Here is a 14,555-nt window from a genome sequence, read left to right as displayed (position 1 = left end):
ACGAACATGCACCATCCCGGACTGCAAACCGCCATGGCCGAATGCGGCCTGATCGCCATCCTGCGCGGCATCACGCCCGCCGAGGCCGAACCCGTCGGACAGGCGCTCTACGCCGCCGGCTTTCGCCTGATCGAAGTGCCGCTGAACTCCCCCGACCCGCTGGACAGCATCCGCGCCATGCGCGCGGCGCTGCCCACCGACTGCCTGATCGGCGCCGGCACGGTGATCGCTCCCGAGGACTGCGCCCGCGTGCAGCAGGCCGGCGGCGAACTCATCGTCATGCCGCACAGCGACGGCGCCGTGATCCGCGCCGCCAGACAACTGGGCATGGCGGCCTGCCCCGGCGTGGCCACGCCCACCGAGGCCTACGCCGCGCTGGCCGCCGGCGCCGACGTGCTGAAACTGTTCCCCGCCGAACAGCTCGGCCCGGCCGTGCTCAAGGCCTGGCGCGCCGTGCTGCGCCAGCCCCTGGCCCTGGTGCCGGTGGGCGGCATCACGCCGGACAACCTCGACCCCTACGTCCAGGCCGGCGCCAGCGGTTTCGGCCTGGGCTCGGCCCTGTACAAACCCGGCCTGTCGGCCGCCGCAGTCGAACACAACGCGCGCGCTTTCATCGCCGCCTGGCAGCGCGCCCAATCCGCCAAGGAGACTCAAGCATGAAGATCACCAAGCTCACCACCTATATCGTGCCGCCGCGGTGGTGCTTCCTGAAAATCGAAACCGACGCCGGCATCGTCGGCTGGGGCGAACCCGTGGTCGAGGGCCGCGCGCAGTCGGTGGCCGCAGCCGTCGAGGAACTGTCCGACTACCTGATCGGCAAGGACCCCTGCAACATCGAAGACCACTGGACCGTGCTGTACCGCGGCGGCTTCTACCGCGGCGGCGCCATCCACATGAGCGCGCTGGCCGGCATCGACCAGGCGCTGTGGGACATCAAGGGCAAGCATCTGGGCGTGCCGGTGTCGCAGCTGCTGGGCGGCAACGTGCGCGACCGCATCCGCGTGTATTCGTGGATCGGCGGCGACCGCCCGGCCGACACCGCGGCCGCCGCCAAGGGCGCGGTCGAGCGCGGCTTCACCGCCGTCAAGATGAACGGCACCGAAGAACTGCAGTACATCGATTCCTTCGACAAGGTCGAGAAGTGCCTGGAGAACGTGGCCGCCGTGCGCGACGCGGTCGGCCCCAACGTCGGCATCGGCGTGGACTTCCACGGCCGCGTGCACAAGCCCATGGCCAAGGTGCTGATGAAGGAACTCGAACCGTTCAAGCTCATGTTCATCGAAGAGCCGGTGCTGAGCGAACACTACGAAGCGCTCAAGGAACTGGCTCCGCTCAGCTCCACCCCGATCGCGCTGGGCGAGCGGCTGTTCTCGCGCTGGGACTTCAAGCGGATTCTGGCCGAGGGCTACGTGGACATCATCCAGCCCGATCCCTCCCATGCCGGCGGCATCACCGAAACGCGCAAGATCGCCGCCATGGCCGAGGCCTACGACGTGGCGCTGGCGCTGCACTGCCCGCTCGGGCCCATCGCGCTGGCGACCTGCCTGCAGATCGACGCCGGCTGCTACAACGCCTTCATCCAGGAACAAAGCCTGGGCATCCACTACAACGCCGCCAACGACCTGCTGGACTACGTCAGCAACCGCGAAGCGTTCGCCTACCAGGACGGCATGGTCTCGATTCCGCAGGGTCCGGGCCTGGGCATCGAGGTCAACGAGGAATACGTCAAGGAACGCGCCGCCGTCGGCCACCGCTGGCGCAACCCCATCTGGCGCCACGCCGACGGCAGCTTCGCCGAATGGTAAGCCGATAACGAAAACGAGGAGACGCCCTTGTCCGCCGCCGCCATCCAAGCGGGCCTGCGCCCCACGCGCAGCCGCTACCTCATCATGGTGATGCTGTTCATCACCGTCGTCATCAACTACCTGGACCGCAGCAACCTGTCCATCGCCGCGCCCGCCCTCAAGGACGAGTTCGGCCTGGACACCGTGCACGAAGGCCTGATCCTGTCGGCCTTCGGCTGGACCTACGCCGCCATGCAGATCCCCGGCGGCTGGCTGGTCGACCGCGTGTCGCCGCGGGTGCTGTACGCGGCCGCGCTGATCCTGTGGTCGGCCGCCACCTTCTTCATGGGCTTCGCCGGCAGCTTCGTGATCCTGTTCGTGCTGCGCCTGGCCGTGGGCGCGTTGGAAGCGCCCGCCTATCCCATCAACAACCGCGTCGTCACCACCTGGTTTCCGGAAAAGGAACGCGCCACCGCCATCGCCTTCTACACCTCCGGCCAGTTCGTCGGCCTGGCGTTCCTGACGCCGGTGCTGGCCTGGCTGCAGCACCACTTCGGCTGGCACATGGTGTTCGTCAGCACCGGCCTGGTGGGCATCGTCTGGGGCGTGCTGTGGTTCCTGGTCTACCGCGAACCGCGCCAGTTCAAGGGCGCCAACGCGGCCGAGATCGAACTCATCCAGCAAGGCGGCGGCGTGGTCGACCTGGAAAAGCGCGTCACGGAAAAAAAGGCCCCGTTCCGCTGGAACGACCTGGGCCTGGTGATGAGCAAGCGCAAGCTGTGGGGCGTCTACCTGGGCCAGTTCTGCCTGACCTCCACGCTGTGGTTCTTCCTGACCTGGTTCCCCACCTATCTGGTGAAGTACCGCGGCATGGACTTCATCAAGTCGGGCTTTCTGGCCTCGGTGCCGTTTCTGGCGGCCTTCGTCGGCGTCCTGTGTTCGGGCGTGCTGTCCGATTTCCTGGTGCGCCGCGGCGCCAGCGTGGGGCTGGCGCGCACGCTGCCCATCATCCTGGGTCTGCTGATCTCCACCGCCATGATCGGCGCCAACTTCACCGACTCCACGCCCTGGGTGATCTTCTTCCTGGCCGTGGCCTTCTTCGGCAACGGGCTGGCCTCGATCACCTGGTCGCTGGTCTCGACCCTGGCGCCGGTGCGGCTGCTGGGCCTGACCAGCGGCGTGTTCAACTTCGTCGGCAACCTGTCGTCCATCTGCACGCCCATCGTGATCGGCCTGCTGGTGTCCAAGGACAGCTTCGCGCCCGCCATCGTCTACGTGTCGTCGCTGGCGCTGCTGGGCGCGCTGTCCTACATCCTGCTGGTGGGCAAGGTCGAGCGGATCGAGGCCTGAGCCTTCAGCAGCCCTGCATCGCCAGCCTGCGGCGCGCATTGCCGGCGCGCTGCAGCAGCACCAGGGCCAGGCCGGCCGCCGCGATGACGGCGCCGGCCACCGGCACGGCGGCATAGCCCAGGCCGGCCGAAATCACCGCGCCGCCCGCGGCCGCGCCCACCGCGTTGCCCAGGTTGAAAGCCCCCACGTTCACCGACGAGGCCAGCCCCGGCGCTTCGGTGGCGGCGCGCATCACGCCCATCTGCAAAGGCGGCACCACCGCGAACGTCGCCACGCCGAAGATCAGCAGCGATACCGCCGCGCCTACCGGCGTGGACGCGACCCACGGAAAGGCCAGCAGGTCCACGATGACCAGCACCAGGAAAGTGATCAGCGTGCCGTCCAGCGAACGGTCGGCCATGCGCCCGCCCAGGCCGTTGCCCAGCGTGAAGCCCAGGCCCACCAGCACCAGCATGCCGGTGATGAAGGTGGGCGACGCGCCCGTGATCTCGGCCAGGGTCGGCGCGATGTAGGTGTACAGCGTGAACATCGCGCCCGCGCCCAGCACCGTGGTCAGCAGGGCCATCAGCACCACCGGGCGCTTGAGCACCGACAGTTCATGCCGCACGTCGGGGCGGCTGCCGGACGCGCCCGCCGGCAGCGCGCGCCACAGCGCCAGCATGGCGAGCAGGCCCAGCACGGCGGTGGCCGCGAACGACATGCGCCAGCCGATGGCCTGGCCCAGCCAGGTGGCCGCCGGCACCCCGCCCACGTTGGCGATGGTCAGGCCCATGAACATGGTGGCCACGGCGCTGGCCTGCCTGTGGCGCGGCACCACGCTGGCCGCCACCAGCGATCCCAGCCCGAAGAAGGCGCCGTGGTTCAGGCTGGTGACCAGGCGTGCCAGCAGCAGCGTCGTGTAATTGGGCGACAGCGCCGACAACAGATTGCCGATGGTGAAGATCGCCATCAGCAGGATCAGCGCGCGGCGCCGGGACCAGCGCGAAAAAGCCAGGGTCATCAGGGGCGCGCCGACCATCACGCCGATGGCGTAGGCGCTGATCAGCATCCCCGCGCTGGGGATGGATACGTCCACGCCTTCGGCGATGACGGGCAGCAGGCCCATGGGCGAAAACTCGGTCACGCCGATCCCGAAAGCGCCCACGGCAAGCGCGAGCAGCGGCAGGCCGGGCTTGACCGGCCGGGTGTCTGTTGAGTTCATGCGGATTTCCTCGGTTCGATAGCGTCGACCGGGGCTGGGAGCCGCCTGGCGGACAGGCCGGCTGGCGCGTCGCCTGGGCCCGGTCGAAAGACAGGCGCCCAGTATGCCGGCTGCATCCTTGCGGAAACAGTGGGGGACAGGCGAAACACTTTTGACTGGAAGTCACGAATAGCCGAGCAGGCGCTCCGTCTCGCGCGCCAGCGCGACCAGGCGCGGGCCGATGTCGGCCGCGCGTTCGCGGTAAGGACCGTCGCCTGCCGGCACGCCGCAATTGAACACGTACAGCAGCGACTGGTGCGGCCGGCTCAGCGGCGCGGCGAAACCGTAGGCGTCGGGACGCCACTGCAGGTTGTTGCCGCAATAGCCCTTGCGCTCCAGGTCGCGGCGGGCCGCGGCCAGCGTGGGGAAATGCGCCTCGTAGTGCGCCGGGTCGGCCACGCGCAGCTGGTTCAGCACCGCCGCGCGCTCCTCGTCGGACACGCGCGCCAGCCAGGCGCGGCCGGCGGCGCTGGACAGCAGCGGCAGCGATGCGCCGATGTCGGGGCGGGTTTGCAACGCTTCGTTGGAGCGGGCCGTCTCCACATACACCATCTGCAGGCGGTCGCGCACCACCAGCGACACCGCCCCGCGCGCATGGTCGGCGAGCTGCTTCATGAGCGGGCGCGCCAGCTGGCGGATCTGCATGCTGGCCAGCAGCGGATAACTCAGCGCCAGCACCGACGCGCCCAGGCGGTAGCGCGGCGGCTCGCCCTCGCGCTGCAGAAAGCCCAGTTCGACCAGCGTATGCGTCAGGCGCGCGACGGCGCTGCGCGACAGGCCCGTCTGCGCAGCGAAATCCTTGTTGGCCAGCACCGGGCGGTCGGCGCGGAAACACGCCAGGATGTCGATGCCGCGCGCCAGCGTGGTGGTGAATTCGCGGTCCGGCTCATGCGCCATGTTCACGCTCCAGGATTTTCTCCACGCGTTCGGCCAGCGCCAGCAGGCGCGGCGCGATGCGTGCGCGCAGGTCGCCGGGACGCAGCCGCGCCACAGGCACGCCGCAGTTGAACACCAGCGCCTGGCCGTCGACCCGCGTGCGCATCGGCACCGCCACGGCATGCACGTCCGAATGCCAGTCGCCCTGCCCCACGCAGAATCCATGCTCGGCGTAATCGCGCTGCGCCTGCTCCCAGTCCGGCGCGTAGCGGCGCCAGGCCGCCGGGTCCTGGCGCCGCAGCGTCTCCAGCACGGCCTGGGCCTCGCCGCCGGCGCCCTGGGCCAGCCAGGCGCGGCCCATGGCCGACGGCAACAGCGGCAGCAAGGCGCCGATATCGGGCCTGAAAGACACCGCGTCGTGGCCGCGGCAGGTCTCCAGATACACCATGTTCAGGCCGTGGTGCATGCCCAGCGAAGCCGAGCCGCCGGCCGTGTCGGCCAGGCGCTTCATCAGCGGCCGCGCCAGCTGGCGGACCTTGATGCTGGCCAGCAGCGGATAGCTCAGCGACAGCACCGCCGGCCCCAGCCGGTAGCGCCGCAGGCCGCCGTCGTAGCGCAGCAGGCCGCGCTGCATCAGCGTGGTGGTCAGCCGCGAAATAGTGGCCTTGGACAGGCCGGTGCGGTCGGCCAGCTCCCGGTTGCTCAGCGCCGGCTCCCCGTGGCGGAAGGCCTGCAGCACCGACAGCCCGTGCGCCAGCGTGGTGGCGAAGGCTGGATCGGCGTGGCGCTGGCCGGGGTTGCTGGGCATGGTCGGGATTCCTGAAAACGCGGGCGGCAGGCGCGGCCCGTCCTGCCGATGATAGAGCAGGCGGGCCGGCGCCCACGCAAGTTGCGTTCAAGATATCGAAACACTTGTCTCAAATCCGGCGGCCTTTTGCTAGCCTGAATCGAACCACCAGACCAGATGGAGACTCACCATGATCCGGGACCGCGACGGCTTCCCCCAGTTCCTCGAATCGCTGCGCCGCTACGTGCGCGAACGGCTGGCGCCGCGCGAGGCCGAAGTCGCCCGCCTGGATGAAGTCCCGCCCAACCTGGTCGCCGACATGGCCGCCCAGGGCCTGTTCGGCTACTCGATTCCCACGCAGTACGGCGGCGCGGGCATGACCACCGAAGAACTGGTCCTGGCCGCCATGGAACTGTCGCAGTGCTCGGTGGCGTTCCGCGCCCGGGTGGGCACCAATACCGGCATCGGCTCGGAGGCGCTGGTGGCCGACGGCACCGATGAACAGAAGGCCCGCTACCTGCCGCGCCTGGCCTCCGGCGAACTGACCGGCTGCTTTGCGCTGACCGAGCCGCAGGCCGGCTCCGACGCCACCGCGCTGACCACCACCGCCGTGCGCGACGGCGACCACTACGTGCTCAACGGCGAAAAGTGCTTCATCACCAACGCGCCGCTGGCGGGCCTGTTCACCGTCATGGCGCGCACCGACCCCGACGAACCGGGCGCCAGGGGAATCAGCGCCTTCATCGTCGAGCGCGGCGCGCCGGGCCTGTCCACCGGGCAGCCCTACGACAAGATGGGCCAGGCCGGTTCGCCCGTCTCCAGCGTGCACTTCCAGGATTGCCGCGTGCCGGCCGCCAACCTCATCGGCGGCCAGCTCGGCATGGGCTTCAAGACCGCCATGAAGGTGCTGAACAAGCAGCGCATCCACCTGGCCGCGCTGTGCATCGGCCCGGCCATCCGCATGCTGGACGACACGCTGCGCTTCGTGGCCGAGCGCCAGCAGTTCGGCAAGCCGCTGATGGACTTCCAGCTGATCCAGGCCATGATCGCCGACTGCCAGACCGAGATCCAGGCGGCCCGCGCGCTGGTGCTGCAGACCGCGCGCGAACGCGACGAAGGCCGCGACGTCACGCTGAACGCCTCGATCTGCAAATACTTCTCATCGGAAATGTGCGGCCGCGTGGCCGACCGCTGCGTGCAGATGCACGGCGGCTACGGCTATATCGCCGACCACGGCATCGAACGCTTCTACCGCGACGTGCGCCTGTTCCGCCTGTACGAAGGCACCAGCCAGATCCACCAGTTGACCATCGCCCGCCACACCCTGACCCAGGCGGGTTACACGCCGGGCCGCTAACGCAGCCCCCAAGGGACCGCGGCCGCAAGAAGCCGCCGGCCCGCCCCAACCGAAGGAGACTTCCATGCTGCACAAGCACCTGCCCAAGTGGATCGCGGCCGCGGCCGCCACGTTCGCCTGCGCGGCGCTGCCGCCCCAGGCGGCCGCCGCCTATCCCGACAAGCCCGTCAGGCTGATCGTCCCGTTCGCCCCCGGCGGCTCGACCGACATCCTCGGCCGCCTGCTGGCCGAGACGCTGCACCCCATCCTGGGCCAGCCCGTCATCGTCGAGAACAAGCCGGGCGCCGGCGGCAACATCGGCGGCGACTACGTCGCCCGGGCCGCCCCCGACGGCTACACGCTGCTGCTGGCCGCCGCCGGCCCCACCGTCATCAACCCCAGCCTGTACGCCAACATGCCGTTCAACCCGGCCAAGGACCTGGCGCCCATCAGCTGCCTGGAGCGCGAACACAACCTGATGGTGGTGAACAAATCGCTGCCGGCCAAGAACCTGCAGGAGTTCCTGCAGTACGCGCGCAGCAACCCCGGCAAGCTGTCCTTCGGCTCGCCCGGCAACGGCTCGCCGGCGCAGCTTGCCGGCGAACTGCTCAAGCAGCAGGCCGGCCTGCAGGCGGTGCACGTGCCCTACAAGGGCACCGGCCCCGCCATCACCGACCTGGTCGCCGGACACATCGACTTCATGATCGACAACATGCCGGCGCTGCTGCCGCAGGTCAAGGCCGGCAGCCTGCGCGCGCTGGCCGTGCCCAGCGACCAGCGCGCCACCGCCGCGCCCGACATCCCCACCTTCGACGAAGCCGGCCAGAAGGGTTTCGTGGTGATGGCCTGGAAGGGCCTGATGGCGCCGGCCGGCACCGACCCGGCCGTGATCGAACGCCTGCACGCCGCCGTCGTCAAGGCGCTGCAGGACCCCACGCTGCGCGCGCGCTTCCAGGAACTGGGCGCCGAACCGCTGGGCAGCACCCCCGCCGAGTTCGCCAAGCAGATCGCCGATGAAACCGCCTGGTGGGGCAAGCTGGTGCAGTCCACCGGCACCCGCATCCAGTAAGCCGCAAGGAAGACCGCCATGCATGCCCAGCAGGAGAACCATGACGAACAGGCCGTGCAGGACCTCTGCGACCGCATGCGCCGCTTCGTGGACGACATCGCGATACCCGCCGAATCGCCCGCCATCGCGCGCGACGTGACGGAGCTGGACCGCCGCGTCGCCGAGCTGCGCGTGCGCGCCCGCGAGGCCGGCCTCTATGCGCCGCAGCTGCCCGCCGAATGGGGCGGGCTGGGCCTGGGCTGGCGCGCCCTGGCCCGCCTGCTGGAAGAAGCCGGACGCAGCTTCCTGGGACCGGCCGCGCTCAACTGCGCCGCGCCCGACCAGCCCAACATGCTGACGCTGCTGCGCCTGGGCGACCCGACCCAGCAGGAACGCTTTCTGGCGCCGCTGGTGCGCGGCGAACAGCGCGCCTGCTTCGCCATGACCGAGCCCGCGCCCGGCGCCGGCTCCGACCCTTCCATGCTGCAGACGCGCGCCGAGCGGCGCGCCGGCCGCTGGGTACTGAACGGCCACAAGCAATTCATCAGCGGCGGCGTGGGCGCGGACTTCGCGCTGGTGCTGGCGCGCGCCGAAGAAGGCGCGACCCTGTTCCTGGTGCCGGCGGACACGCCGGGCTACCGCGTCGTGCGCGACATCGGCATGGTCACCGGCTACCAGATCGGCGGCCACGCCGAGATCGCGCTGACCGGCTGCGAAGTCGGCGACGACGCGGTGCTGGGCGAGCCCGGCCGCGGCCTGGAATACGCGCAGCTGCGCCTCGAACCCGCCCGGCTGTCGCACTGCATGCGCTACATCGGCCGCGCCCGGCGCGCGCTGGAAACCGCGCAGGCGTACGTGGCGCGGCGCGACTCCTTCGGCTCGCGCCTGGCCGACCTGCAGCAGATCCAGGCCATGGTCGCCGATTCGCACATCGACCTGCACGCTAGCCGCCTCATGACCGGGGATTGCGCCGCCCGCATGGACGCCGGCCTGTCGGTCAAACAGCATAGCGCCATGACCAAGGTCTTCGTATCCGAGGCCGTCAACCGCGTGGCCGACCGCGCCGTGCAGATGATGGGGGCCTCGGGGCTGTCCGAGGACACGCCGGTGGCCATGGTCTGGCAGGAAATGCGCCCTTTCCGCATCTACGACGGCGCCAACGAGCTGCACCGCGCCACCCTGGCGCGCCGGCTGCTGGCGCGCGCCTGAACCCGAACCAAGGAGAGCACGATGGATAACCCGAGTTTCCAGGCCTACCGACTGCATGCCGGCACGGACGGCGCGCCGCCCGAGGGCCGCTTCGAGACGCTGTCGGCGGACGCGCTTTCCGCCGGCGACACGCTCATCAAAGTGGCCTACGCGGGCCTGAACTACAAGGACGCGCTGGCCCAGGCCGGGCGCGGCAACATCATCCGCCAGTATCCGCGCATCGGCGGCATCGACCTCTCGGGCACCGTGGTGCATTCGGCCGACCCGGCGCTGGCGCCCGGCCAGGAAGTCGTGGTGCACGGCTTCGGCATCGGCGTGGACTGCGACGGCGGCTACGCCGAATACGCGCGCGTGCCCCACGAGTGGGTGCTGCCCCTGCCCGCCGGCATCAGCCTGCGCGACGCGGCGGTGCTGGGCGCGGCCGGCTATACCGCCGCGCTCTCGCTGCACTGGATGGAACATTGCGGACTAGCGCCCGACCAGGGCGAAGTGCTGGTGACCGGCGCCACCGGCGGCGTCGCCGGCGTGGCCATCGACATCCTCAGCCAGCGCGGCTACCGCGTGTGCGCCATGTCCGGCAAGCCCGACGCCGCCGCCTACCTGCGCTCGCTCGGCGCGCAGGAAGTGATCGCGCCCCCCGACCCGGCGGCCGCCATCAAGCCCCTGATGAGCGCGCGCTGGGCCGGCGTCGTCGATTCCGTCGGCGGCAGCGTGCTGGCCCACGCGCTGGCCAGCACCCGGCCGGACGGCGTGGCCGCCGCCTTCGGCAACGCAGGCGGCGCGGAGCTGCCGACCTCCGTCATCCCCTTCATCCTGCGCGGCGTCAAGCTGCTGGGCATCAACGCCAACAGCCCCATGCCGCTGCGCAGCCAGGTCTGGAACAAGCTCGCTGCCGAGTACCGCCCGGCGCGCCTGGACCTGATCGCCCGCGTCATCGAACCGCGCGAACTGCCGCAGGCGCTGGCCGCCATGCTCGAACGCGGCAGCATCGGCCGCAGCGTGGCGCGCTTTTCCTGAACCCACTGCCCGCATCATGATCCAGCTTCCCGACCCCACCCTGTCCCGCCTCTTCGACCCGCGCAGCATCGCCATCGTGGGCGCCTCGGCCACGCCGGGCAAGATCGGCGCCATGCCGGTCACGCTGCTGCGCCAGCACGGCTACGAAGGCCGCATCATCCCCGTCAACCCGCGCGTCGACACCATCCAGGGCCTGGCCGCGGCGCCCTCGCTGGACGCGCTGGACCAGGACATCGACCTGGCCATCCTGGCCGTGCCCGCGGCCCACGCGGCGCAGGCGCTGCAAAGCGCCCGCCCCGGCCAGCTCGGCGCCGCCGTGATCTTCACCTCCGGCTACTCCGAAACCGGCGCGGCCGGCGCCGAACAGCAGCAACGCCTTTGCGGCATCGCGCGCGAACGCGGCATCCGGCTGCTGGGCCCCAACTGCCTGGGCTTCATGAACGTGCGGCGCAAGGTCTACGCCACCTTCTCGCCCGCGCCCGCCAACGGTGCGGTGCCGGCCGGCGGCATCGCCATGGTGTCGCAGAGCGGCGCCTTCGGCGCCTATGCCTACAGCATGGCGCGCGAACGCGGCCTGGGCCTGTCGCACTGGATCAGCACCGGCAACGAAGCCGACATCGACGTCGCCGACTGCATCGAATGGCTGGCACACGACGCCGACACCCGCGTCATCATGGCCTACATGGAAGGCTGCCGCGACGGCGCCAAGCTGCGCCGCGCCCTGGCCGCGGCGCGCGCGGCCGGCAAGCCCGTGGTGGTCACCAAGATCGGCCGCACCCAGGCCGGCGCGCAGGCCGCCGCCTCGCACACCGCCGCGCTGGCCGGCGACGACGCCGTCTACGACGCGCTGTTCCGCCAATACGGCGCCCTGCGCGCGCGCACCATCGAAGAATTCTTCAACCTGGGCTACGCCCTCGACACCTGGCCGCGTCCGCCCGCCGGCAGGCGCCTGGGCATCTTCACCATCTCCGGCGGCGTGGGCGCGCTGATGGCCGACGAAGCCCAGGACGCCGGTCTCGCGCTGCCCGAGCCCGCCGCCGCGGCCCAGGCCCGGCTGCTCGCGCAAGTGCCCTTCGCCAGCGCCCGCAACCCCGTCGACGTCACCGGCCAGGCGATCTCCGAACCGGGCCTGCTGCTGGCCACCGCCGACGACATCCTGGCCGACGGCCGCTACGACGCGCTGGCCGTATTCCTGGCCGCCGCCGGCTCCTCCGAAGCCCTCTGGCCCACCTTCGAAAATTTCGCCCGCGAAATGCAGGCCCGCCATCCCGGCGTGCCGCTGGCCATCAGCGCGCTCTTCACGCCCGAGCGCCGCCGCCAGCTCGAACGCCTGGGCTGCCTGGTGTTCCCCGACCCCAGCGCCGCCATCCGCACTCTGGGCACGGTGGCCCAACTGGCCGATCACGCCGACGCGGCCGCCGAGCCCGCCGCATCCTCGGACGACCCGCCCCCGCTGCTCGACGCCTACAACGAAGTCCAGGCCATGGACCTGCTGCGCCGGGCCGGCCTGCCCGCCACGCCCTGCGTGCTGGCCGCCGACGCCGACGCGGCCGTGCGCGCCGCGGCCGAACTGGACGGCCCCGTGGCCCTGAAAATCGTATCGCCCGACATCGTGCACAAAAGCGACGTGGGCGGCGTAAAGCTCAACGTCGCCGGCGAAGACGCCCTGCGCCGCGCCCACGCCGACATCCTGGACGCGGTGCGCCGCCACGCGCCCGAGGCGCGCATCGACGGCGTGCTGGTCGCGCCCATGGCGCCCAAGGGCGTGGAATGCATCGCCGGCGTGCACTGCGATCCGGTGTTCGGCCCGGTGGTCATGTTCGGCCTGGGCGGCGTCTTCGTCGAAGTCCTCAAGGACGTCAGCTTCCGCCTGGCCCCCTTCGGCCGCGACGAAGCCCTGGCCATGATCCGCGAAATCAAGGGCTACGCCCTGCTGCAAGGGGCGCGCGGCACCCCGCCCTGCGACGTCGACGCGCTGGCCGACGCACTGGCGGCCCTGTCGCGCTTCGCCCACGCGCGGCGGGACGACTTCAGTTCGGTGGAGATCAATCCGCTGCTTGCGCTGCCGGCGGGCCAGGGCGCGCTGGCGTTGGATGCGGTGGTGATGCGGGCAGGCGCCTGAGCGCCCTGCGTCACGCCATTGCCTGCCCCCCGTTCACGTCCAGCGATACCCCCGTGATGAACGCCGCATCGTCGGACGCCAGGAACGCGACCACGCCGGCAATGTCGTCGACCGTGGCGTGCCGGCGCAACGGGATCTCGGAGACGATGCGCTCGCGTTCCTCGGCGCTGCGTCGCTCGGCCCATAAACCACTGGTGCGCGGCGTCAGCACGACGCCGGGACAAATGCTGTTCACGGTAATGCCGTCGGGACCATATTCCATCGCCAGCTGGCGCGTGAGCGACGCGATGGCGCCCTTGGCGGCCGCGTAGTTCGGCCCCGCTATCAAACTGCCGTAGCGTCCGGCCTTGGAGCCATAGTTGATGACGCGCCCGCCGCCGCTGCGCTGCATCAACGGCAACGCGGCGCGGCAGGCCCACACCGCCCCCATCAGGTTCAGGTTCACTACCCGGAACCAGTCGTCATCGCTTTGCTGCGCGAACCCATAGGGCGTGTGCAAAGAGCCTCCGGCGTTATTGACCAATACGTCCAGCCGCCCGCTCGCGTCGAATGCGCTTTGAATGGCCTGCGCCATGGCCGCCTCGCTGCAGGAATCGGCCTGCACCGCTTCCACCCGCAGCTGCATATGCTCCGCTTCGCGACACGTCGCGTCCAGGGCGTCCGGATCTCTATCGGATATCCACACTCGCATCCCTTCCTGCGCCAGGCGCAAGGCCGCGGCCTGCCCTATGCCCGCGCCGGCCCCGGTCAGAAATGCCGTTTTTCCCTTCAGGCCTCGCATCATCACTCCACCTTGATGTTCGCAAACCGGATCACCTCGGACCAACGCTGCGTTTCCGTGTTCAGCAGTTCACGGAAGTCCGAGATCGATCCGCCTTTGGGTTGCGCCCCCACGTTCGCCAGGCGCTCCTTGAAACTGTCGGTGGCGAGGATCTTGTTCACCTCGGCGTTGATTTTCTCAAGTATGGCCGGCGGCGTGCCTGCCGGCGCCAACAACGAGAACCACCCTTGCGACTCGAATCCGGGCACCCCGGCCTGTTCCATGGTGGGGAGCTCCGGCGCCGCATCGCTGCGCTGTCTGGTGGTGACGGCCAATGCCTTGACGCGTCCGGACTTGATGTTCGGCAGCGCGGCGGGCAGGTTGTCGAACATCATGTCGATCTGCCCGCCCATCAGGTCGGTCAGGGCGGGAGAACTTCCGCGGTACGGGATATGCGTGATCTGCGTCTTGGTCATCGACTTGAACAGTTCCGACGAAAGATGCGGTGTGCCGCCTATGCTCGATGACCCGTAATTGACCTTGCCGGGACGCGCCTTGGCGTAGGCGATCAGTTTCTGCACCGAGGATACCGGCAGCTTCGGATTGATGATCAGCACATTGGGGACGGTCGCGACGACCACGATGGGGTCGAGTTCCTTCTGCGGATTGAACGGGTTGGATTTGAATAGTTGAGGATTGATCGTCAGGGTCTGCGGGGCGCCCACGACCAGCGTGTATCCGTCAGGCGCCGAACGGGCTACCGCTTCCATGCCGATGTTGCCGCTGGCCCCGCTGCGGTTTTCCACGACGAACGGCTGTCCCATTGCGCGCGCCAGCCTTTCGGAAATCTCCCGTCCCACGATATCGGTAGCCCCGCCCGGCGGAAACGGCACGACCACCTTGACGGGACGATCCGGATAAGAAGCGGCGCCCTGTGCCTGGGACGCGCCCGCCATGGCCAGCAGGCAAAGCGCGAGCGGAATGGATCTAAGGAGTTTCATCGATAAGTCTCCTGGCTCATGCTGA

General features: G+C 69.8%; 13 protein-coding genes. 8 read left to right on the top strand and 5 right to left on the bottom strand.

Annotated elements, in window-relative coordinates:
• Positions 1 to 6 precede the first annotated feature (6 nt).
• The 3 genes from AC1IQ6_RS03030 to AC1IQ6_RS03020 are packed head-to-tail and all read left to right on the top strand — an operon-like array spanning position 7 to position 3,134.
• Positions 7 to 660, top strand: a complete 654-nt coding sequence (locus AC1IQ6_RS03030; RefSeq protein ID WP_485865808.1) for a 2-dehydro-3-deoxy-6-phosphogalactonate aldolase — start codon at positions 7 to 9, stop codon at positions 658 to 660.
• Complete coding sequence (gene dgoD, locus AC1IQ6_RS03025) at positions 657 to 1,805, top strand: galactonate dehydratase (protein WP_102773432.1); 1,149 nt, start codon at positions 657 to 659, stop codon at positions 1,803 to 1,805. The genes AC1IQ6_RS03030 and dgoD overlap by 4 nt, the downstream gene beginning before the upstream one ends.
• 27 nt (positions 1,806 to 1,832) lie before the next feature.
• Positions 1,833 to 3,134: an MFS transporter gene (locus AC1IQ6_RS03020; RefSeq protein ID WP_485865807.1), complete on the top strand. Its 1,302-nt coding sequence runs from the start codon at positions 1,833 to 1,835 to the stop codon at positions 3,132 to 3,134.
• Positions 3,135 to 3,138: 4 nt separating this feature from the next.
• Here the strand turns inward: AC1IQ6_RS03020 and AC1IQ6_RS03015 are convergent, their stop codons facing one another.
• From AC1IQ6_RS03015 to AC1IQ6_RS03005, 3 genes are all read right to left on the bottom strand, one after another.
• Entirely contained in the window at positions 3,139 to 4,335 is a 1,197-nt protein-coding gene (locus AC1IQ6_RS03015; RefSeq protein ID WP_485865806.1) for an MFS transporter, read from the bottom strand.
• Positions 4,336 to 4,497: 162 nt separating this feature from the next.
• Positions 4,498 to 5,271, bottom strand: a complete 774-nt coding sequence (locus AC1IQ6_RS03010; RefSeq protein ID WP_102773429.1) for an IclR family transcriptional regulator — start codon at positions 5,269 to 5,271, stop codon at positions 4,498 to 4,500.
• On the bottom strand, positions 5,261 to 6,058 hold the full coding sequence (locus AC1IQ6_RS03005) for an IclR family transcriptional regulator (protein ID WP_485865805.1): 798 nt from the start codon (positions 6,056 to 6,058) through the stop codon (positions 5,261 to 5,263). Before AC1IQ6_RS03005 ends, AC1IQ6_RS03010 begins: the two co-directional genes overlap by 11 nt.
• Before the next feature lie 169 nt (positions 6,059 to 6,227).
• Between AC1IQ6_RS03005 and AC1IQ6_RS03000 the strand changes: the two genes are divergently transcribed.
• From AC1IQ6_RS03000 to AC1IQ6_RS02980, 5 genes are all read left to right on the top strand, one after another.
• The gene (locus tag AC1IQ6_RS03000; protein ID WP_485865804.1) at positions 6,228 to 7,394 is read left to right on the top strand and encodes an acyl-CoA dehydrogenase family protein; all 1,167 of its coding nucleotides are present in this window, start codon (positions 6,228 to 6,230) and stop codon (positions 7,392 to 7,394) included.
• Between the two features lie 64 nt (positions 7,395 to 7,458).
• The gene (locus tag AC1IQ6_RS02995; RefSeq protein ID WP_102773426.1) at positions 7,459 to 8,442 is read left to right on the top strand and encodes a Bug family tripartite tricarboxylate transporter substrate binding protein; all 984 of its coding nucleotides are present in this window, start codon (positions 7,459 to 7,461) and stop codon (positions 8,440 to 8,442) included.
• Between the two features lie 18 nt (positions 8,443 to 8,460).
• The gene (locus AC1IQ6_RS02990; protein WP_485865803.1) at positions 8,461 to 9,630 is read left to right on the top strand and encodes an acyl-CoA dehydrogenase family protein; all 1,170 of its coding nucleotides are present in this window, start codon (positions 8,461 to 8,463) and stop codon (positions 9,628 to 9,630) included.
• Between the two features lie 21 nt (positions 9,631 to 9,651).
• On the top strand, positions 9,652 to 10,647 hold the full coding sequence (locus tag AC1IQ6_RS02985; RefSeq protein WP_485865802.1) for an acrylyl-CoA reductase family protein: 996 nt from the start codon (positions 9,652 to 9,654) through the stop codon (positions 10,645 to 10,647).
• Positions 10,648 to 10,663: 16 nt separating this feature from the next.
• Positions 10,664 to 12,769 (top strand): acetate--CoA ligase family protein, encoded by a 2,106-nt coding sequence (locus tag AC1IQ6_RS02980; protein WP_485865801.1) that lies wholly within the window; start codon positions 10,664 to 10,666, stop codon positions 12,767 to 12,769.
• A gap of 10 nt (positions 12,770 to 12,779) precedes the next feature.
• Here the strand turns inward: AC1IQ6_RS02980 and AC1IQ6_RS02975 are convergent, their stop codons facing one another.
• Both AC1IQ6_RS02975 and AC1IQ6_RS02970 read right to left on the bottom strand, forming a co-directional pair.
• Complete coding sequence (locus AC1IQ6_RS02975) at positions 12,780 to 13,553, bottom strand: SDR family NAD(P)-dependent oxidoreductase (protein WP_246842464.1); 774 nt, start codon at positions 13,551 to 13,553, stop codon at positions 12,780 to 12,782.
• Entirely contained in the window at positions 13,553 to 14,530 is a 978-nt protein-coding gene (locus tag AC1IQ6_RS02970; protein ID WP_485865800.1) for a Bug family tripartite tricarboxylate transporter substrate binding protein, read from the bottom strand. The genes AC1IQ6_RS02975 and AC1IQ6_RS02970 overlap by 1 nt, the downstream gene beginning before the upstream one ends.
• Positions 14,531 to 14,555: the final 25 nt, after the last annotated feature.

This window comes from Achromobacter sp. MUI-25009338 (assembly GCF_057359325.1).
The sequence above is the reverse complement of the archived record's forward strand: the minus strand, read 5'-3'. Positions and strand labels throughout refer to the sequence as shown.

What these genes read in the sequence shown, in the direction of transcription:
- AC1IQ6_RS03015 (WP_485865806.1), bottom strand. Translation starts at nt 4,335, where the DNA reads ATGAACTCAACAGACACCCGGCCGGTCAAGCCCGGCCTGCCGCTGCTC.
- AC1IQ6_RS02980 (WP_485865801.1), top strand. Translation starts at nt 10,664, where the DNA reads ATGATCCAGCTTCCCGACCCCACCCTGTCCCGCCTCTTCGACCCGCGC.
- AC1IQ6_RS03030 (WP_485865808.1), top strand. Translation starts at nt 7, where the DNA reads ATGCACCATCCCGGACTGCAAACCGCCATGGCCGAATGCGGCCTGATC.
- AC1IQ6_RS03010 (WP_102773429.1), bottom strand. Translation starts at nt 5,271, where the DNA reads ATGGCGCATGAGCCGGACCGCGAATTCACCACCACGCTGGCGCGCGGC.
- AC1IQ6_RS03000 (WP_485865804.1), top strand. Translation starts at nt 6,228, where the DNA reads ATGATCCGGGACCGCGACGGCTTCCCCCAGTTCCTCGAATCGCTGCGC.
- AC1IQ6_RS02970 (WP_485865800.1), bottom strand. Translation starts at nt 14,530, where the DNA reads ATGAAACTCCTTAGATCCATTCCGCTCGCGCTTTGCCTGCTGGCCATG.
- AC1IQ6_RS02985 (WP_485865802.1), top strand. Translation starts at nt 9,652, where the DNA reads ATGGATAACCCGAGTTTCCAGGCCTACCGACTGCATGCCGGCACGGAC.
- AC1IQ6_RS03005 (WP_485865805.1), bottom strand. Translation starts at nt 6,058, where the DNA reads ATGCCCAGCAACCCCGGCCAGCGCCACGCCGATCCAGCCTTCGCCACC.
- AC1IQ6_RS02975 (WP_246842464.1), bottom strand. Translation starts at nt 13,553, where the DNA reads ATGATGCGAGGCCTGAAGGGAAAAACGGCATTTCTGACCGGGGCCGGC.
- dgoD (WP_102773432.1), top strand. Translation starts at nt 657, where the DNA reads ATGAAGATCACCAAGCTCACCACCTATATCGTGCCGCCGCGGTGGTGC.
- AC1IQ6_RS02995 (WP_102773426.1), top strand. Translation starts at nt 7,459, where the DNA reads ATGCTGCACAAGCACCTGCCCAAGTGGATCGCGGCCGCGGCCGCCACG.
- AC1IQ6_RS02990 (WP_485865803.1), top strand. Translation starts at nt 8,461, where the DNA reads ATGCATGCCCAGCAGGAGAACCATGACGAACAGGCCGTGCAGGACCTC.